Origin of the sequence: Aquimarina gracilis (assembly GCF_035285365.1) — a bacterium.
Lineage (GTDB): Bacteria > Bacteroidota > Bacteroidia > Flavobacteriales > Flavobacteriaceae > Aquimarina > Aquimarina gracilis.
The window spans coordinates 382,912-404,492 of record NZ_JAYKLX010000007.1; the positions used below are offsets into that span (position 1 = coordinate 382,912).

Consider the following 21,581-nt stretch of genomic DNA (forward strand, 5'->3'; position numbering starts at 1 on the left):
ATGAAGAAGATTTTATTTTTTGCAGGAGCCCTTATGATGTTTCCTTTGTGTACAATTGCTCAGAAATCTCCTGTTTACGAATTATATAAACAAAAATATCCAGATGCACATGCCGTTAGGTTACTTGAAGAAAGAAAAATTGATATAAGTCTCGAGGATAATGAGATCTTGATTACTCAAGACATTTTTGAAGAAGATTTATATCTCGATAAAGCAGCCACATATGGTTCCAAGAGATCTATAAACTATTCTTCGTTTTTTGATATAGAATCTGTTGAAGCCTCTTCGCTACTATATGAAAATGGAAAGTATAATGAGTTAGAAGTAAAAGACTTTGTCGAAAAAGATGAAATGGATCAATCTTTTTATGACGATAGTAAATCCATAAACTTTATTTATCCAAGCCTACAGCCCGGAGCAAAATCAAAGCTGAAGTACAGAGAACGGATAAAGAATCCAAGGTTTTTAAATTCATTTTATTTTGCAGATTTTAAACCAATTGTAAAAAGTAAGGTTACTATTAGCGTAGATAAAAATATTTCTTTAAAGTTTAAGGAGTTTAATACCGAGGGAGTCAACATTAATTTTACAGAAAAAGAGAAAAGAGGTAAAAGAATTTATACCTGGGAAGCCAATGATATTGAAGAATATGATCTCGATAGTGGTGCTCCCAATTTTAGAAATACTTTTCCTCATATCATTCCAATAATTACCGAATATAAATCTGGCAACGATAATGTAAAACTATTGGATAATGTATCCGATTTGTATGGATGGTATTATTCCCTGGTAAAAGATGTAAATACAGAAGAGGCAGATGAAGAGCTTAAGAAGATTGTAAATATTCTTACTCAGAATAAAAAAACCAATTTAGAAAAGGTAAAAGCAATTTATTATTGGGTGCAAGAAAATATCAAATATATAGCTTTCGAATATGCATTGGGAGGTTTTATACCTAGAGAAGCAAATGATGTGTTCAACAAAAAATATGGAGATTGCAAGGATAACTCCAGTATTCTCTTCAAGATGTTGGACATTGCAGGGCTTAAAGGTAATCTTACCTGGATTGGTACACGAAGCATTCCTTATAAATACGATGAAGTGCCAACACCAGCCGTAGATAATCATATGATTTTAACTTATTTAGAAGGTGATAACGCTTATTTTCTAGACGCCACAGGTCGATACATACCTATCGATATGCCTTCTTCATTTATTCAGGGAAAAGAAGCATTAATTTCTATAAATGAAAAAGATTTTGTAATCAAAGAAGTTCCTGTAATAGATGCAAAGAGAAATTCAATAATAGATTCAACAGTGATCAAAATTGAAGATAAAATAATAAAAGGTAAAGGGAAATTTAGATTATCAGGATATCCAAAAATTGATTTCTATAATGCACTTGAAATTGAGAAAAGTGAAAAAGGTCTCAAAGATGTCTATACCAAAGAGCTGCGAAAAGGAAGCAATAAGTTCTTGGTCGATGAATTCAAAGAAATCAATAAATACGATTATGACAAAGATTTTATTGTCGAGTATACTTATAACATAGATGATTATGTGAATAGTCTTGAAGACGAAACTTTTATTAATCTTAACCTTAATAGAAGAATTAGCGGATTAAAATCTAAAAAAGATCGTAAAAACGATAGAGAATACCGTTATAAACTGAATGAAAAATGTAAGATAATTCTTGAAATACCCGATAGTATGGTAGCAGCGTATGTCCCAGAAAATTTTAGTACATCTAATGATTTTTTTAGCTGTTCTATCAAATATACTCAAGAAGAAAATAGGATTGTTTATGAAATGGATATAGATCAAAATTTTATACTTCTTACACTGGATCAGCAAAAAGAATTAAATAAACTTGTAAAAAAAGTAGAAAAGAACTTCAAAGAAGTGATTATTTTAAAAGATAAAAAATAACCGAAGAATAGAATGAAAGTGTTAAAACCGATTTTAGTCATATTTGGCTTACTTGTTAGTAATGTGTTTGCTCAAAAAAAACCTTTTTATGAAGAGTATACCTGGCAAGAAAAACCTATAGAAAATATAGTATTAGATAAGTTTAAGGATAAAGATATTGTTGCTTTCAAGGATAAGGTGGTAAACGAGTTCTTTTTTATCGATGGTAATGCTTTGGTTGAATATTCATTGGTTCACAAACTGTATTGGTTAAACTCGAATGATAAAATCGAAGAATACAATAAAGTTTATCTTCCTTACACTACAGGTTCTGAAATTGTTAAAAATAAAGCTCGTGTTATTACTGCAGATGGTAAAATTCAAGAACTGGATGATTCAAAGGTTCTTACGGCCAAAGATGACGAAACACAGAGAACCTATAAGTATTATGCTCTAGAAGGTGTAGAAAAAGGAAGTTTTATTGAATATTATTATGTAGTGCAGAAATATCCTGATTATACTGGAAAAAGGATCATGCTACAGTCTGATTTTGATAAACAAAATGTCGAATTTGATTTGTATGCGCCTACAAACCTAATCTTCAAATCAAAAAGTTATAATGGTCTACCAGAAATGGTAAAGGATACTGCAAATACAGAAAAAAATCATTGGAAATTACATTTAGATGAAATCGAAGGGTTAGAAGATGAAGAGCAGGCTCCATACGAAGCTATGATGAAATATTTGATCTATAAATTAAAGCATAATGTAGCAAATCCAACAAATGAAATTGTTTCTTACGGTATCGTATCCCAGAATGTCTACAGTTCCCTTTATGGCGAAAATGATACCAAAACAACAACTAAGATTAACAAATTTGTTTCCTCTATTGAAGGTGTGAGTGATGAAGATCTGACTCAAAAAATTAGAGCCATTGAAAATTACATTAAAACCAACGTATTTGTTACCCAGGTAAAACGAGAAGATCTAGAAGATTTAACAAGCATTATAGATAATAAAGTCGCCAACGAATCTGGTGCGGTGAAATTATACGGTGCTATTTTTAATGCATTAGATATTAAGCATCAAATTGTTTTAACAAGCGACCGTCGAGAGCTTAAGTTTGATAAATCATTTGAGGCCTATAATTTCTTACAAGATTACTTGATTTATTTTCCTAAAATTAAGCTATACATGGCTCCAACAAAGTTAGAATCACGTTTGGGCTTTCCACCGGGTTATTTTACCGATAATTATGGTCTATTTATAAAACAGGTTACTTTGGGTGGTTTTACTTCGGGAGTTGGGAGTGTAAAATATATCAAACCGGTTAATTATGATAAGACAAATTATAATCTCATTATGAACGTAAATTTTGATAGCGAGGATCTTACCGTTACCAATTTAAAAATGGATCGCACTATGGATGGATACTATGCAGTATTTGTTCAACCCTTCATGGATATAGCAAAGCAAGAAGACAAGGATGAAATGGCAGAAGGTATTATAAAGTCTATTAATGAAAATGTCGAAATTGTTGAAAAAACCATGTACAATGATTCTTCCAAAGATTTTGGCAATAAACCTTTGCAAGTTATTGCCAACATGAAATCTGAAGAATTTGTAGAAAAAGCAGGTAATAAATATCTTTTTAAAGTTGGGGAGTTACTAGGTCCGCAACAAGAGATGTATCAAGAAAAAGCTCGTGTTCTTCCAGTAGAGAATGAATTTGAAAGAAGTTATGATAGAAAAATAATTGTTCAAATACCCGAGGGGTATCAATTCAAGAACCTTGATAAAATCAATATGGACGAATCCTACAAGAAAGATGAAGAAGAGTTATTCATGTTTAAGTCTTCTTATGATATAAAAGATAACAAATTGGTAATTTCGATCAAGGAATATTATAACCAAAATATTATAGATCTTCCTATTTATGAAGAGTATCGAACTGTAATAAACAGTGCTGCAAATTTTAATAAAGTCACGTTAGTGTTAGAGAAAAAATAAATTTTATACGCTTAGAAAAAGGGATAGAGGCAAGGGGTTTCTATCCCTTTTTTTTGACATATTCTAATATACGTTGATTAGAATTTTTATACATCATAAATGAGGATTTTGTGTTAAGTATTTGATTTATATGTTTTTATAAAGTTTTGTCTATCCCCTGTACACTTTTTTTTAACATCTTATTTCTCTACGTCTACTTATTGTATACCTAATTTCGATTCTACAGACTTATACGGTCTTTACTTTTACAAAAAAGAAGAAATAAAATGGACGACAAATTAACTCAGTTTTTTAGTGAACTGTTAACCAACACAGACAAATTTGACAGCTTTAATACGGGCTCAAACAAAGCCGAAATCGAGAGTAATCGAAGGAGCATGTTGAATGCAGCAGGAATTGCAAATACCGAAGAGATCATAACAATGACAACCCACGATTTGCGAAAATTAATGGAAAAAGGGCTAACTCTAAAAACTAATCACGATTTGGAAACCACAATTTGCGGACTAATTATGAAACAAATGTTGGTTCATCCAAAACGAATAGCCGTCATAGATGGCAAGACCAAAATTGACTATAAAAGCCTTATGGAACGAGCTAGTGAGGTAGCAGGAGAACTCGTGGACCGTGGTGTAAAACCAGGATCGTTGGTTGGGGTATGTATGCATCGCTCTTGGGAATTGGTTGCTGCTCTTATAGGTGTGATGCAGGCAGGATGTGCATATGTACCGTTGGACCCTGCGTATCCAAAAGATCGGGTTCGCTATATGTTAGAACATTCAAAGGCTATTGCAGCTATAGTAGATAATGAGATTGCTTCAAATTTATGTAGTGAAGTACAAGAGCTAATATGGATTGATAAACTTAGGGGGTATACCGATAGCTCTGTGATACCATCATCCAATGATTTGGCATATGTAATTTATACCTCTGGTTCTACAGGAAAACCAAAGGGAGTTGCCGTAGAACATAAGGGATTTATGTCCTTACGTCAGTCTATGCGCGAATTATTTAGTGATGAGGACTTGAAAGGTGTACTTGCAGCAGCCTCTGTTTGTTTCGATACTTCGGTGATGGAAATTATGGGGACTTTATCACTGGGAGGCACTATTATTTTAGCGAAAAACGCACTAGAATTAAACAAACTTCCAGCTGTAAATCAAGTAAGGACTTGTGTGATGGTTGCATCGGCGGTACAAGCGTTACTTGCTACCGAAAAATTACCAGAAAGCTTACAATGTCTGGTATTTGGTGGTGAAGCTCTTAAGCGTTCGTTGGTCGAGCAGGTGTATGCACAAAAACCTACTTTGCGAGTATTCAACGCATATGGCCCTACCGAAGATACTGTATATTCAACTATTGCCGAAGTTCCCAAGGGCACTAAAGTTGTTACAATTGGTAATTCGGTGCCAAACTCACGTGCATATATTTTGGACGATACTTTACAACCTGTTTCTGTTGGAAAGGCAGGGGAATTGTATCTAGCTGGAAGCAAGCTTGCTCGTGGGTACTTATACGATGAAGTATTAACCAAAGAACGTTTTATTGAGATCGAACCTAGTGATTTGATCCCAGATAACCGATTGTATAAAACCGGTGATTTGTGTTCCTGGACAGAAAATGGAGAAATCGAATTTCTTGGTAGAGTCGATCAACAAGTAAAGATTAGAGGGTTTAGAATTGAACTTGAAGAAATTGAGTCTACACTTGAGTCGATGCAAGGCGTAGATGCTGCGGCCGCGGCGGCCGTAGATGGTGGTATGGGCCAGAAAATACTCATGGTATATGTGGTTTGCCGAAATAAAACAGTTACAGAAGCACAAATAAAGTCGTATTTATCACAACGATTACCAAATTATATGGTTCCTCAAATTGTAAAATATATTAATGCACTTCCTCTTCTACCCAATGACAAGCTTGATCGTAAAAAACTTATGACACTCGAAACGAAAGTGCAGTTTGAGCCAGGCGCGGATCAAGTTGATAGTTCTAGAAAGTTATTAGCAAGTCTAGTAGGATCAACCAACCAACTAAAAGAAGCTATTCTTAGGGGTATTCAAAGTGAAGTAGCTAATCTTCTTAATTTGGTTGATGCCACACAAGTGCTACCAGACCATTCTTTTGATGGTATGGGTCTGGACTCATTAACTACATTCGAACTGAGTAGTCGACTAGGAAGGGCTTTGGGGTACAAGTTGTCACCTCATTCGATTTTTGAAAACCCTACTCCCAATGCTCTTGTTGATTATATCCTTAATATGAAAGGAACCGGTACCGATAAGTGTATTTCTGATGAGAGACCTGGCGTAGCAATAGATTCATTGGCTAGTTTCCAAGCACATATTCAGTCTAGTCATCCAACATTTCAGGCAGCAAAGGCATCTGCATGGAATGTCACCGATAAGAGTAAACTTGTTCAAGAAGTCTTAAAGATGGTAAACGATGATCGCAGAAACCCTTATAGCAAGGTGTTGCGTACAGGAAGCGCGACCAGAGGAATAGTGGGAGATGCCTATAATGACGAAGAACAAGAAGCGATTATATGGACCACTAATTTATATCTGGGTTTGAACCGTGATCAAAAAGTCATTGAAGAAGCTTCTATTGCCCTGGAGCGTTTTGGTACCGGAATGGGTACTTCGGCTGCGGCTTCAGGCATGACTAATCAACACCTTGAGTTCGAGGCAGAGTTTGCAGATTTAGTCGGGAAACCAAGTGCTTGTTTGTTTCCTACAGGATATACGGCTAATGTGGGAGCTGTTGCGGGACTTCTGGGAAAAAATGATGTTGTGGTTATTGATCAGCTTTGTCATGCGTCTATTGTTGATGGAGCTCGTTTGTGCGGAGCAACTATTAGAACATTTCAGCATAACAATGTATCTGATTTGGAGGCTGTTCTTGAGTCGGAAGTATCACCTTACCGTACTATTTTGGTAGTTCTAGAAGGGGTGTACAGCATGGGAGAAGGTGCTGCACCAGTTGCAGAAATCGTACGTACCGCAAAAAAATACAATGCACTCGTTCTAGTCGATGAGGCACATTCTTTTGGTTTTTATGGTAAAGATGGAGCTGGTATTTGTGCTGCACAAGGAGTTACCGAAGAAGTAGATTTTATCATGACAACGCTCAGCAAAGCCTTGGGTAGTTTGGGAGGAGTTGTTGCAGCCAGCCAGGAACATGTTGACCTTTTAAAATCGTCTTCCAGAGCCTATATTTTTCAGGCTTCGATTAGCCCGGCAGATATGGCGGCAGCACTCACTGCATTACGTCGTCTTCGTACCGATAAACCATTGCGGGAACGCCTATGGGATACTACTCGTTACATGCGTCAGCGATTTGAAGATGCAGGGTATGATTTAGGGACCGGTGATGGACCTATAGTTACTCCTCATTTTGGTGACAAGGATAAACTTTATGCCATAGTACAGAGCCTGTACCAACGCGGTATTCAAACATCGGCAGTTACATATCCAATTGTAGAAAGTGGTCGAGGTCGTTTAAGACTTATTTGTTCAGCTGCTCATACACGCGAAGATGTGGACAAAACACTAGAGGCTCTTATTGAAGCCGAACGTGAAGTGGATAAACAACTTAGTATAACACTAGATGAAGGGGAATATTTAAGCATAGAATATTCTGATGTTAAGGTATGGGCCAATACATTTGCTGACTATTTGAACAAATCTATAGCCGAAGCTTCTGTTGCAACACCAAATCTTGCAATATCTGTTAGTATTTCTGAAGAATCTGATGCGATTATAATTTTAGTCAAAAATGGAAAGGTAACATTGGGGACACATGTAGATTTTGACTTACCTTCCTGTTCATTGTTTTTTACAGAGGGGACTGCATTTGCAGCTTTACAATCATCTGACATACAAGGACTGCTTCATAATATCTGCAAAGGGACCTGTGTACTAAAGGGGCAAGTCGAGCCATTTATATGGTTTATTGGGCGAATCGTAGATCAACGCCAGGTGTATGCTCTGGTTAATTCTTAGAAATTGAAATCCGAATGATTTTTAGTTAGACTAGAAGTTTGTAAAAATAATATAAACTTCTAGTCATACGTTTATGCAATTTTGAAGTAGCCGAAACTTTAGATCAAAATGATAGTATTATTTTGTGTTCCCTGGTGAGCAATTTTTCAATACCTATTTTCCGGAAAATAGACTAGGACTTCAAAAAACATAACGTTCATCTTGTTTTGGATATATACATTAGCCCTGTAGTTATCACCTCTTTCAGTTAGCTTGATAGAAGTGAATGATTGCGGACAAAAACCTTGAGTGTCTTTAAATGATCAAGGGAAAGTTAATTCAAAAACAAACAGTTATGTTAAAAAGTATTTTAAAAGTAGATGGAGTTCAAAAAATCAACAAAAACGAACAAAAAAATGTACAGGGAGGGCACCTTTTGTTACAACGATGTACCTATAGTTGTAGTGGTACTACCGCTCGCTTGAATAATGGTAATTATCTAAATTGTGCAGCTATTATCTATGATGCTGTGCAATGTGGAGGTGATGGTGGAGGCGGAGGTGTTTGGGCATAAAACATCTAAAAAAGTTCAAACATATGTATGTAAATAGCGATACAAATGTAATGCAAAAAAACCAGCCTTTTTAGGCTGGTTTTTGTATAATTTGCAGTAGTGGCCTTTACAAATGGTTTACTAGAGAAAGACTTTCGGTGCATAAGTTTTTTAGTACTGTATTAGATTTTTCCTTCTTTTTTAAGGGAGTTTATTTTGTTTTGAGCCATAAATAAATTCGGGTTCATTTTTAAGGACTTCTTGTAGAGTTTTATTGCATTTGGTAAATCATTGCTTCTTTCATAATATAAACCCAAGACATAAGTTACATAGGCGTCTTTTGGATATATTTGATCCAAAAGATGCAATGTCTCTTTAGCAGTTTCTATATCACCTTTTTGATAATAGTCAAGATAAGCTACTCTTATAATTTGATCTGCATCCAAATATTTCCAGCCCTTAAATTCTCTTGAAACTTTATGGTGTAATTCTTTTACACCATCAATCCCCTTGTTTTTTAGAATCATAACAAAATGATCTGATGTTGGAGGGACAGTCTTTCCTTGCTTTTTGAAAACACTTCTTAAATTATCGTATGTTTTTATACTTGGGTTTTCCATTCTTGAAATAGCCAATTCTATACATTTTTGAGCCTCTTGTAGGTTTCCCTTCTTTTCCAATTTATTGGCAAGGTTCAATAATTCGCCATTATAAAAGCTGTACTCATTTATATTTTTTATAGCAGTATCAAACCCTTTATATGCGATTGTATTTAAAAACGTGTTTTCTACAATTAACCCTTCATTTGGGATCCATTTTTCATATTCCATCTGAGAGGCAACCCATTGGGCATATTTTGTACCTTTTAGTTTAGCCACAACGTGTAAAGCTCCATCAATACCTGCAGAAATACCAGCTGTAGTTATTACATTACCATTATCAACAAATCGAACATTATCTCTTACATCAATTTCTGGGAAATCATTGCTTAGTAGATCGATAGCAGAATGAAAAGTTGTTGCTATTTTACCATTTAATAGTCCAGCTTCTGCTAGAAAAAAAGCACCTGTACATACGCTAAATTGAATTTCTGCCGCAGATGCCATGTTTTTTGCCCATTCCTTTACTTTTTTATTTTTGGCTTCACTTAAATCACCACCACCAACAAAAGTAATAATATCTGGTGTGGGAATATTGGCATCATCCAGCCCATAATCTGGAATGATTGTTAATACGTTCATGGATTTCATGTGTTCCTTAGTTTCTGCTACTGTATACACATTAAAACCAGCGACTATAAACACTTCCATAGGTCCTGTAAAATCTAATATTTCTACATTATCCTGAAGGTAAATGGCTATGTTTTTTATATCAGATTTATTTTGTCCATAAATGGAGAATTGAAATAATACAATAAACATTAATAGTGATACTTTTTTCATTGTGCCGTTATTTTGAATTTAACTTTTGTTGTAATGTTAGGAGTTCTTTGTTGTCTGGAAATTTATTTAAACCTAAAGTGAGAGTTTTCTGTGCTTTGATTTTTTTTTCAAGTTCAATAAGAATTTTAATTTTTTGAACATAGGAAATGCTGTTTTCGGGATAAGTGTCCATCGCCATTTTGCTGACTAATTCAGCTTCGCTATAGTTTTTCTGATTAATTAGATTGTCAATTCTAACCGTTATGTCCTTTAGTGTGAAAAGTACCCAGTTTGGGTAAACGGATTTGGTCTTTTGAAAAATTTTAAAGGCTTCTTTAGCTCCTTGATTTCTTAAGACATTGATAAAATCTTCATAAACTGGCGGGACCCATTTATTAATTCTTTTGAATGCAGAGGCTAAGCTAAAATAGGATAATGCACTAGAAGGGTATAGGCTCTTATTTTTTTGAAAGTATTTTATGGCTTCTTCAAGATTTTTTTCTCTTAAAGCAATATGCCCCGCTACATCTAAAACACCAAATTTAGGTTTATCATTTTGATTGGCTAGAAACTTTGAAGCCAAACTCGTAATACTATAGGTCATTTTACCATTTGAAATATGCCAGTAAGGATACTCCATATATCTTGCGGTTCTGTTGGCTACTTCATAGCCCGCTATTTTGGATAAGGTCAAAAAAGCTCCTTCGATGCCAGATGAAACACCAGCCGAAGTAACAATTTGCCCAGAGTCTACATATTTTACATTTTCTACTACATCTTCCGGATCAAATGTTTGTTTTAAAAAGGGTATTATTTTATGATGCGAAGTTAACTTTATATCCTCGAGAAACCCGGGGTCTTTTAAAAAGAAAATACCTGAACATACAGTAAGTACATCTGTAGAGTTTTTGATCTCTTTAACAATCCATTTTTTGGTTAATGAATCATTTATTGCATCATTAGCGTTGCCTCCAGGTAAGATTAATACATCAGTTTTTGGGGAGTTATTGAAATTATAATTAGGAGTAATGGTTAAAAAACCTTGAGATGTAAGTTGGGGTTCTTTTGCTACTGTGTAAACATTAAAATGGTAGCTGTTAGTATAATATGAAGAAGCCGCAAAAACCTCTGCGGGTCCTGAAAAATCCAATAACTCAACCCCATCATAAAGAAATACGGCTACATTTATAGTGTCTTTGGTTTGAGCATTTAATAATTCAAAAGCTAATAAAGCATATATTAGAATATAGTTTTTCATTATGTGATAGATTTGATGTTTGGGGTATTAATTCCTTTAATAAGAAGCCATAAGGCTAATGATAACTCTGTAACCAGAGGAGGTAATAAAATTGATGGGTATAAACTATTCGCAAAGTGGGGAAAAATAAAGCGCCCAAAGCTGAATAAGAAGTAACAAATAGCAGTTATAATGAATGCAATCCCAAACATTTTTGGAATGAGTTTTGACTTCATAATAAGCATTCCTAGTAGTAAGCAATGTATACCAAAGAAAGCCAAAGCTACATCATATCCATAGGAGTGATTTTTAAATAAAAATAACATTGCCGATTCTAGTTGTTCTTTACTAAAAGAGTTTAAATAACGTGTCCCACTCACAAGTAATAACACAGACAGCATATTAAAAATATTGGCTCCGGATATGGCTACAACGATTAATCTAAAAGAGGCGGCTATTAAAGCTAATATTTTACTTATAGGTTTCAACAAATAATAAAGCAAAATAGAAACAATTATATCTCCAAAGAGCACCAAGATATCACTTACGATTCCTAAACGGAAAAGTGATTGATGTTCTAAAATATTATTATAGGTTTGAGCTCCATTAGAATGATTTATTAGTCCAGATCTTACCACAGCTTCAGAAAAGATGCCACATGCTATAATTCCTAAATAAATGACACCAGTTATTCTAGCAATGTTTTGGTGCTTCAGCTTAATGTCTTGTGTCATAAGATTCATTACTTTTTTTTAAATTCCTTTGCGTATTCAGTTGATTTTAAGCTGATAATTTTCCCGGTTTGATCTCTTGTGAATTCAAGCATATGGGATGGATGAGACATTAAGAACTTATCTTTTTCGATATAATATATCTTGATTTTTTTTTCATCGCTATTTAAATAAAGTTGTTTTTCTTTTTTATTGAGAATAACATGTAAATCGATCTTCTCTTCAGAATAAAAAGTACCTTCATATTGCTTAAGTGTTTCGGTAATGTTCATAGCGATATATGGGTCGTCTTCGGGGTAAGCTACAACTTGATTGGGAATCCAATCATACTCCATATAAAATGCGGTCTGAGCCGCAACTGCCAGACCATTTAGTTTTGCAACAACATGCAAAGCTCCATCAATACCTGCAGAAACACCTGCAGTTGTAATTATATTACCATTATCGACATAACGGGCTCCTTTTAAAACAGCTATTTTTGGATATTCATCTTCCAAAATTTCTAGGGTATATCTAAATGTTGTGGCTTGTTTCCCATCTAAAATGCCGGATTCTGCAAGTATTAAGGCACCGCTACAAACCGAGAAGTAATACTTTGGTTTTTGAGACTTAAGCCAATCTATAAGCTCTTTATCTTTTGAGGGTAATATAGCATTACCCCCAAAGAACACCAGTATTTCAGCTTCTGGGGCATCCAAAATATCATAATCTGGTATTACTTTGAGTATGCCTTGTGCATATATTGGATCTTTTGTTTTTGAAATAGTAAAAACTTCGTATCCTGCATAATTAAATACTTCCATAGGACCGGCTAAATCAAGTATTTCTACCCCTGATTGAAGATAGAATCCAATTTTTTTACGACCCACTTCAGGATAGTTTTCTAAATCTTTTTTTTCAATGAGTTTCATATTGCAATGTTGACAGATTCCGCGTTGAGCAAATTCTAAATCATCACATTTTCTATTGCAAGGCGGACATACATAAACATTTTCATCTGATATAACCAAATCATTTTGAGCCTTGATGGAAAAAGAGAATACATGCAAGAGTATGATTAAGATTGCATAAGTAAGTTTGTCCATTTCATTTTTTATTACCAATCAAAATTAATAGGGTAGCGGTTATAATGAAAGGACAGAATTATGTGATTTTAAGACAAAAAAAGAAATTGATTAGAAGAACCTGATTTTATTTTGTGTACTTCTTTAATACTAGGTTTAATTGGCTAACACTTTTAAAACCACATTCTTCGGCAACCATTTCCATCTTGTTATTTTCTTCAAGCAAATTGATGGCTCTTTCAACTCTTAATTTCTCTGTATAGTGATGTATTGTTATACCCGTAGCTTTTTTAAACAGTCTGGTGAGGTTTCTAACGCTCATGTTCACATTCTCGGCAATTTCAGTTTGATTAAATGGTTTGTTAAGATTTTTTATTATGAATTCTTGAGCATTATGAATACGTTCTTCAAGATGGTTTCTATATTGAAGATAAATGCTCAATTGGGGGTCGTATTCCCCTCTTCTAAAATAGACTACAGCTTCTTTGGCGACATCTGCTGCTAATTTTGGACTGAATTTTTCTTCAAGTAAGAATATTGCCAAATCGATACCCGATGAAATACCTGCACTAGTGTAAATGTTATTGTCTATCACGAGCAGGCGGTTTTCTTTAACATCAATATCGGGGTATCTTTCTTTTAAAGATTTTATGCGTTTCCAATGAGTAGTGCAGCATCTGTTATTTAAAATTCCTGCTTCTGCCAATAAAAAACTTCCGGTACAAACCGAACAAATGTTCACTCCAACTTTATCGCATTGTCTTAACCAATCAAAAAATGGTTTACATTTTTTTAAAAAAGCTTTGTCTGAGAGAAGAGAAAAATACAATCCGGGAATAACAACAAAGTCTTCTTTGCCAAGTTGAAATGTTTCAAAAAGTTCTAAATCATGAAATTTTAATCCGGCACTGCTGCTGGTGTTACTTTCATTTATGGGGCTTATGAAATGTAATTCCAAATTAGCTCCGTATTCTTTTGCTTCATAAAAGATATGTGCTGGGCCGTTTATATCTAATAAATGTACTTTAGGAGGCACTACAAATAAGGCCTTTCTATTAATATTATTCATTTTCATATGTAGACATGATCATTCATCTTCGAAAATAATACCAGAATCCATATCTTCACATTTAAATCCATTATTTTGTAATAACTTTATAATTTCATGAGAGATATCTTTTATACTCTCAATACGCAAGACTTTATCAATATCTTCTAAGTCGAAATTCCATTTGATTAAAGACGAGAAATTATTTAATTGATTCTTTAAAACTTTTACATCTTCTATATCGTTAACCGATGTTTTAAAAACTAAAATCATTTTGTTTCGTTAATTATTTTTTCTAATTCTTTCCAAATACCACCATTGTATACATTTTGAAACCCTCTTTCTTTTAAAAGGTTTTTTACCCTAATACTTCGTAAACCATGAGAGCAACATGTTATATAGGTCTTTGATGTGTCTAGTTCTGTGTATCGTTCTCTTATTTCACCTAAGGGAATATTAATAGACTCTTTAATATGGCCATTACTATATTCTTTACTCGTTCTAACATCTATAATAATGGCTCCTTTATTTATTATTTTTTTAAGGCTAGGATCAATATTTGTCTGTTGGTAGAATTTGTATAAGGCATATATAAGACTAATGCACAACACTATAACTAATGCTCTTTTCATTTTTAATGGGCGCTAGGTTTGTGAACTTTGGCAAGTATTTTTGTATCTATATAAAAGGTGCCAAATGGAATAAAACATGCAAGAATTACTTTCCATGTCGTTTTTTTAAAAGACCAACGTTCTTCTACACCAACTTTAAGAGTGTTAAAAATGAATAGAATGAATAATATACCATGAATTTGTCCAACCCATTTCACTAGGGTAGGATTTAGAAGTATGTATTTTATTGGTACAGCAATAAAAACCAATAAAAGTAAAGAAATACCTTCCAAAAAGGCTAATATTCGCAACCTGCCTATGTTTGTGTTAAAATAATGTTTCATGTTCATGTTTAAAAAGTTCTTACATAAGGTCGATTGGCCAAAGGTGAAAATGGCCATGGAATCGCAATAAAGATTATTAGAAGGCCCACTGTAAACCAAAGTGCCATGGTTTTGAATTTATCTTTATCCAATTGTTCTCTTTTGGCTTTTGCAGAACCAATGGTGATAATAATAATGGCAAGAAGCATGAGTATAATATGGATTAAACCGAAGAAAGTACTACTCAGATTTTCTGAGGCCTCATCGAAGTTGTTCCAGAAGTATTTTATAACTGGACTTTTTGAGTATAATACAATACCTAATACTAATTGAATATGAGCAATTGTTGCTGTCCAATGTCTTAAACCATTACTCAGACTATTAAAGATATGGTCGTTACCATATCCCAAATAGGACTTTAGGACAGAAACACTTAGTGCCAAAAGCACTAACCATTTAAATATTGAATGTAAAACTAAAACAGTATCATACATATTCATAAACTGACCAATTAGTATGTTTTTTAATCAAAAAAAATTATAAACTATTAATGTAATTTTTTAACTCTTTTAAATAAATGTCATAACATTTGGTGCCATATAACTTACCCAAAGTTCTTATTCCCATATAACCCGATATAATGAAGTGAGCAGCTTGTTTAGGTTTAATATTTTTATCGATTTCACCATTTTTAATACCTAAAACAATGACGCTTTCTATTTTGGATAATAACTCGTCAATTAATTTACCAATGGCCTTATTAAAATGTTGATTAATAGGAGCCATTTCTTCAATAATATTTACAGCTGGACAACCGTACCTAGGATCAAAATTAGGATCTTCGAGTAAGATAGACTTCATCATTTTGAATAGTAGGGCTTTAGACGTGTCCTTTTTTTCCAGTGGTTTTATCAGTGCTTGTCGCATTCCTGGAAACATAACCTCGTTTATCATAGCAAGCCCCATTTCATCTTTACTTTTAAAGTGGTAAAAGAAAGAGCCCTTTGTTACTGTTGTAAAGTGAATAATATCATCAACACTGGTAGCTTGATAACCCTTTTGATATGAAATCTCAAAAGCTTTCTGAAGTATAGTAAAGCGAGTATTTTGCCCTTTTTTCATAACTTACCAAGTAGTATGTTTTTCAAAAATAGTACTTTTATCAGAATAAATCCAAATGATATTCTATAATTTTTAAAAACTAATTATGGGTTTTTAGATTTTTTATAAGGATAAAAAACCAAAACCTTGTAAATCTTATAATTACAAGGTTCTGTTTTTGAATATTAATTTTAGTAGGGGTGGTAGGAAGCCCGCTTCTCTCTTTATGTTTTTATAGTCAAAACGTTGCGTTTGGTGATATTGGCTTGGTAACCGATTAGATAACTTATTTGATAAAAACTGTTGCTGTGTATTTCATCTATAAAGACATCCAAACGTAATAAGTTACTATACAAGGCAATTATTTAGAATACCCTTTTTGATGTAATTGGCTATAGTAAAGATTATGTTTTAATGGCACTGTTTTTCGCAATTTCAGCGATCTTTTTATGAACGAAAATAGTCCTCCCAGGAAGTTGTTGTTGTTATGTGTTCATTGAATCAAATGGCGTTGTCCCATAATTAGCTTGTTTTATCCCATTTTATTTTTATTCTAAACTGACATTCTTTTTTTTATGTGTATTTAACAAAACATTAAAGGGATTAAGGACAGGTTCGAAATATGTCTGAAGATACTTTAAATAATTATAGAATAAAGGAAAACACTTGGGTGTGATTATAAAAATCACATTACACTTACATTATTTATTATCTGACCTTAAAACACTGTTAAAAGTATATTTATAATGTTGTTAACCAATGGTTTCGGAATAAAGCCTATTAATATAAAACTACCTTGTAGCCTTATATTGTTATTGCTATGTATTCCTTTTCTGTATCCTAATACAGAAAAGGATTCTATGGCCGTTACAACTGGCAATACCGTTAAAGAATCAGTATATACCTCATATAATCACTTTCCAGAACTACAACAAAAGTTTCCCTTACAAACATCGATGAAAATCGTTTCAGAGTCAGAATTTAACTTTGATCAAATTGATAGAGAATTTCCAGTTGCTACTATGGTAAACGATGCACGAGCAGAAGCTCAGGCTAGTTTTAGAGCGATTGATAGTACGGGACAATGGATTTCTTCATTTTCAAATGAAAATATCCAGGTGTTACCTGTGGGGATTAAAAAGGAGGTTAGTGGTGTGGAATATCAATTGGGTTTTACAAAGGCAAGATTTACCAAAGACTTTACAGAGTTAACAGTATTTGTAAAAATAATTCTACCACAATCCGATGAAAAAGGGTTACCTATAGAATTATTCTTTGGAGCCAATAATGTAAAACTGTCTCACCAAGGAGGAATCATAGGGGATGCCAATCTGGTATTATTAGGCGATATGTTTATACCATTCAATGCTGGAAATTGGCTGATGATTCTTAAAGGAGGGTTCGATTATCAAACAGGGCAAACGGCTAATAGAACCTATGTAACCATTACCTGTGATGGTGTCAAAGAAATGAGTATAGAGGGTGAAGTACAATTTTCCAGGAATATGCTCTTACCTGTAGGATCCAACGGAGAGCCTCAACCTGAAACCACCACTTATCAAGGAGGCTTACGAAATCCAATCCAGATTCCTAATCGAGTTACCGGAGCATTTAGAGCCGTGGCATCCGATTGGAACGATATGATCGTTGATATCAGTCTTTCTCCCTTTGTTTTGACTAATCACCCAGATAAATTTATATTTTCTGTAAATCAGGCGGTTTTTGATTTTAGTGACTTAAGGACTGAAAATGTCAACTTTCCGCAACATTACCATGATAAAAATTTGCTAGTACCCAGCCCAGAGTCCTGGAGAGGGGTGTATGTACAATCCTTAGAAATTGGATTACCCGACGAATTTAAAACCAAAAATAGCATTGCCACAAAGCAACGAGTTCGTTTTCAAGCTGCCAACTTAATTATTGATAATTATGGAGTTTCGGGATATTTTTCTGCCGAAAACGTAATCCCGCTAGATGAAGGAAGAACTTCTACCACTAAAGCCTAGGAATATGCTGTAGATAGAATTGGTGTCGAGATTGCCTCCAACAAATTGATAGGTGCTGATCTGACCGGGAGAATATTACTGCCCATTTCTAAGAAAGTAGAACAATCCGGTCAACAAGAAGGCAAGAAAAAATTCGGATTGACATATGTTGGTATCATTTCGGAAGATGAGTATTCCCTCACCGTATCTACCTTGGATACAGTATCTTTTGATATATTCAAAGCCAGGGCGCAGTTATTACCTAACTCAGGAGTACAATTAAATGTTATTGATGGTAATTTTAGACCTGTAGCAGTTTTAAATGGTCGTATGGCCATTTCTACAAGCCAAAAAGAATCTTTAATACATGAAGGTGAAGACTATACAGTCACTAATGCGCAAGGATATGAAGAAAAGCATGCCATTCAATTTAAAGGGATTGAATTTCAGAATTTAGTACTTCAAACAGAATCTCCGGTAATTCAGGTAGGTTATTTTGGGTATCGTGATGAAGTAAAGATTGCCAATTTTCCGGTTTCCATAGCCGATATTGCCTTTACAGGAAATGATTACCAGGTAGGTGTCGAATTTGACCTGATGATCAATCTAATGAATAAAGAAAGTAAAGGATTTGCAGCAACCTCTCGATTAGGCATCTATGGAAAATTAAAAGAAGAACAATACCGACAGCGATGGGAATATGACAAAACTGATTTTTCTGAGATTTTGATCGATGCCACAGTGGGAAAAGTAGGATTCTCTGGTGCATTGGCATTGTTCGAGAGAGACCAGGAATACAATGATGGGTTCATGGGTAAACTATCTCTGGATATGTTTGATACTGAAGGTTTGATCGAAGCGAAGGGATTATTTGGAAATAAAGATGGCTATCGTTATTTCTATGTTGATTTTATAGGAGTCTTACCTACCACAGTGCCCATTATTCCACCAGTGGGCATGTCTGCTATTGGAGGAGGCTTATCGTATAATATGGAACGAGCAGAACATGCTTTTACTGATACTTCACAAGAAAATATGGCTTCTCAGGATATTGGCTTATCCCTTTCGGGGATTCGATATGTACCTAATAACGAAGTCGGTTTAGATCTAAGGGCGATGGCTTTTTTAACCATGCAAGGGACTCAAGCTTTTAGAGGAAAGATCATGTTTAGTATGTTATTCAATAAACATGGTGGTTTAAATAGAATCGGGTTTGATGGGTCCGGTGAGTTTATGGCATCTGCTTCGATCGGTGCAAATGTATCAGTAAGACTGGATTTAAAAGCATTAAAAGAAGCATTGGGATTACCAGAATTTCTAAATAAGATTACCCCCGATGAAACCGAAATACAAGTAGTGGATTTTAAAAAGGAATTTGCAAAATCCAGTATAAAAGCAGATCTAAATATCTCTTACGACTTCCGAAATTCAACATTACATGGGGAATCTAACATCTATATTTCACTCATTGATGGAATGGTCAGTGGTATTGGCCCTGAAGGCAGAGCGGGATGGGCAGTTTTTCACTTCGCTCCTTCAGAATGGTATATCCATATCGGAACCCCTACCGATCGTCTGGGCCTTCGAATGGGTATTGGCCCAGTGAGCTTGGAAACCGGAGCATATTTTATGATCGGGGATAGGATTCCTGGGAGTCCGCCACCACCTCCAGAAGTAGCAGATATTCTAGGTGTGGATTTGGCAAAGCTTGATTATATGCGTGATGAAAGTGCTTTGGGTGAAGGAAAAGGATTTGCCTTTGGTACAAACTTCAAGATGGATACTGGGGACATTAACTTTTTATTGTTGTATGCGCGTTTTAGAGCAGGAGTAGGTTTTGATATCATGGTCAAAGACTATGGATCAGCACGTTGTGTAAATACCGGAGATCGTATTGGTATCAATGGGTGGTATGCCAACGGGCAAGCCTATGCGTATTTGCAAGGGGAACTCGGAATTAACATAAAACTATTCTTTGTACGTAAAAAAATACCGATCATTAAAGGAGGAGCAGCTGTTTTAATGCAGGCCAAGGGGCCAAATCCTTTCTGGTTAAAGGGATATGCGGCAGGATATTACGATTTGTTAGGAGGATTGGTAAAAGGCAGGTTCCGATTAAAAGTCACTTTGGGAGAAGAATGCGTATTGGATAATGTAGCTCCATTGGGAGGAATTAAAATGATCACTGATCTTACTCCAAAAGATGGTTCTGATAATATAGATGTGTTTACAGCACCACAGGCTGCGTTTGCGATGCCTGTCAACAAACCCATTGTTATTCCTGAAGATGATGGCGATAAGACCTATAAAGTAATCTTAGATACCTTTATGATTACCGATCAAACCGGAAAAGAAATCGTAGCAGACATCGAATGGGGACGTATGAACGATAGAGCTACGTTGATTTCTGAAGATATTCTACCCCCCAACACCAAGTTAAAAGTATTGGTAGCGTTGAGTTTTCAAGAGCGTGTGAATGGAGTGTATAAAACGGTAATGGTCGATGGTAAAAAAGCCATTGAAAAGGAAGAACGTAATTTTACTACAGGTACAGCTCCAGATCATATTCCTTTACATAACATCCAGTATTCATACCCGGTAGTAGCCCAACAACACTTCTATAGAAATGAATATACTACCGGATACATCCAACTGAGGCGGGGACAAGATTATCTTTTTGACAATACCCAATGGAAAAGTGAGGTGAAGTATATTGATCTAAGCGGTGAGGAAAAGCAATCTGCTTTTAACTATACGAATGCAGACAACAAAGTATCCTATCGTCTTCCTGATTTGCAAAAGGACACGGGGTATACCATGATGATTGTAAGTACTACCAAAAATTCTAGAAATACTTCAACAAATCAAAGTGCTACAGAGACGAAGAAGTTAGAAGAAGGTAACACTGTTGAAATACGAAAAAATGTAGCAGAAAACGTGTTAAAGGAAGGAGAGATAGATCGCCTTTCTTATGCATTTAAAACTAGTAACTACAATACCTTTAAAGATAAAATTAATGATTTAAAGGTGGCAGATCACGATTGGGGTAAGATCAATTCTACGGTGATCTATTTATCTTCTAAAGTTGATAATAACGAAGGATTTGACATTGCAGAACTAGAAGGAAATACCTACACAGAAAACACACCTTTAATTGCAATAGAATCAGATTTAAAAGACCGATATTTTGGTGAAGATATTAACCCAGTATTGTATAGCAAGTATAAAGCGAATACACGATATAGTCTTACCAGAAATGCAGAGCCCTATGGGTACATCCCTAAAAAAGCATTGGCGATATCCAGTTATTATCTAAGTGCTTTGGAAAATGATACACATAGCAACTGGAGGGCAACCCGTTTCCCTTTCCGATATAATCTTCCTTATGTATATTTCAAAGACTTCTTAGATATTCGAGATCGCGTAAATAATGATTATGCCAGAGGATTGATAGCAAGTGGTGCACCAGAGCTTAGTATTCTGTCTGAAGATTATAAGTTTATGTTATATGGCAAATATCGGGTGAACGTCCAATATATACTCCCCGGCAATATCAGGGGAACTTCTTCAGGGTACACATTTAAGAATCCAATTAAAATCAGGCAATAA

The 21,581-nt window shown here is 34.7% G+C and carries 16 protein-coding genes; 6 read left to right on the plus strand and 10 right to left on the minus strand.

The annotated features are described in order from the left end of the window. From U6A24_RS16555 to U6A24_RS16570, 4 genes are all read left to right on the plus strand, one after another. Entirely contained in the window at positions 1 to 1,929 is a 1,929-nt protein-coding gene (locus U6A24_RS16555) for a DUF3857 domain-containing protein (protein WP_324181104.1), read from the plus strand. A 12-nt stretch (positions 1,930 to 1,941) separates the two neighbouring features. Further along, entirely contained in the window at positions 1,942 to 3,918 is a 1,977-nt protein-coding gene (locus tag U6A24_RS16560) for a DUF3857 domain-containing protein (protein WP_324181105.1), read from the plus strand. Positions 3,919 to 4,184: 266 nt separating this feature from the next. Then, positions 4,185 to 7,919 (plus strand): amino acid adenylation domain-containing protein, encoded by a 3,735-nt coding sequence (locus U6A24_RS16565; RefSeq protein WP_324181106.1) that lies wholly within the window; start codon positions 4,185 to 4,187, stop codon positions 7,917 to 7,919. A 334-nt stretch (positions 7,920 to 8,253) separates the two neighbouring features. Beyond that, positions 8,254 to 8,472: a hypothetical protein gene (locus tag U6A24_RS16570; protein ID WP_324181107.1), complete on the plus strand. Its 219-nt coding sequence runs from the start codon at positions 8,254 to 8,256 to the stop codon at positions 8,470 to 8,472. A gap of 161 nt (positions 8,473 to 8,633) precedes the next feature. Here the strand turns inward: U6A24_RS16570 and U6A24_RS16575 are convergent, their stop codons facing one another. From U6A24_RS16575 to U6A24_RS16620, 10 genes are all read right to left on the minus strand, one after another. Continuing rightward, positions 8,634 to 9,893 carry a DJ-1/PfpI family protein gene (locus U6A24_RS16575; protein ID WP_324181108.1) on the minus strand — a complete coding sequence of 420 codons (1,260 nt, stop codon included), beginning with the start codon at positions 9,891 to 9,893 and terminating at the stop codon, positions 8,634 to 8,636. 7 nt (positions 9,894 to 9,900) lie between these two features. Next, positions 9,901 to 11,130: a DJ-1/PfpI family protein gene (locus U6A24_RS16580; protein ID WP_324181109.1), complete on the minus strand. Its 1,230-nt coding sequence runs from the start codon at positions 11,128 to 11,130 to the stop codon at positions 9,901 to 9,903. Next, complete coding sequence (locus U6A24_RS16585; protein WP_324181110.1) at positions 11,130 to 11,843, minus strand: DUF4386 domain-containing protein; 714 nt, start codon at positions 11,841 to 11,843, stop codon at positions 11,130 to 11,132. The genes U6A24_RS16580 and U6A24_RS16585 overlap by 1 nt, the downstream gene beginning before the upstream one ends. 8 nt (positions 11,844 to 11,851) lie before the next feature. Continuing rightward, entirely contained in the window at positions 11,852 to 12,925 is a 1,074-nt protein-coding gene (locus U6A24_RS16590) for a DJ-1/PfpI family protein (RefSeq protein ID WP_324181111.1), read from the minus strand. Between the two features lie 106 nt (positions 12,926 to 13,031). Next, the gene (locus U6A24_RS16595) at positions 13,032 to 13,973 is read right to left on the minus strand and encodes a GlxA family transcriptional regulator (protein WP_324181112.1); all 942 of its coding nucleotides are present in this window, start codon (positions 13,971 to 13,973) and stop codon (positions 13,032 to 13,034) included. Positions 13,974 to 13,991: 18 nt separating this feature from the next. Further along, positions 13,992 to 14,225 (minus strand): hypothetical protein, encoded by a 234-nt coding sequence (locus U6A24_RS16600; RefSeq protein WP_324181113.1) that lies wholly within the window; start codon positions 14,223 to 14,225, stop codon positions 13,992 to 13,994. Next, a complete protein-coding gene (locus tag U6A24_RS16605) occupies positions 14,222 to 14,584 on the minus strand; it encodes a rhodanese-like domain-containing protein (protein WP_324181114.1) in 363 nt (120 codons plus the stop codon). Before U6A24_RS16605 ends, U6A24_RS16600 begins: the two co-directional genes overlap by 4 nt. Positions 14,585 to 14,586: 2 nt before the next feature. Continuing rightward, a complete protein-coding gene (locus U6A24_RS16610; RefSeq protein ID WP_324181115.1) occupies positions 14,587 to 14,907 on the minus strand; it encodes a DUF3817 domain-containing protein in 321 nt (106 codons plus the stop codon). 8 nt (positions 14,908 to 14,915) lie between these two features. Further along, positions 14,916 to 15,386 (minus strand): hypothetical protein, encoded by a 471-nt coding sequence (locus tag U6A24_RS16615; protein WP_324181116.1) that lies wholly within the window; start codon positions 15,384 to 15,386, stop codon positions 14,916 to 14,918. Between the two features lie 37 nt (positions 15,387 to 15,423). After that, positions 15,424 to 16,008, minus strand: a complete 585-nt coding sequence (locus tag U6A24_RS16620; protein ID WP_324181117.1) for a TetR/AcrR family transcriptional regulator — start codon at positions 16,006 to 16,008, stop codon at positions 15,424 to 15,426. A 725-nt stretch (positions 16,009 to 16,733) separates the two neighbouring features. Between U6A24_RS16620 and U6A24_RS16625 the strand changes: the two genes are divergently transcribed. Together U6A24_RS16625 and U6A24_RS16630 are read left to right on the plus strand one after the other, a co-directional pair. Continuing rightward, entirely contained in the window at positions 16,734 to 17,993 is a 1,260-nt protein-coding gene (locus U6A24_RS16625; RefSeq protein WP_324181118.1) for a hypothetical protein, read from the plus strand. Positions 17,994 to 18,038: 45 nt separating this feature from the next. Continuing rightward, positions 18,039 to 21,581, plus strand: a complete 3,543-nt coding sequence (locus U6A24_RS16630) for a hypothetical protein (protein ID WP_324181119.1) — start codon at positions 18,039 to 18,041, stop codon at positions 21,579 to 21,581.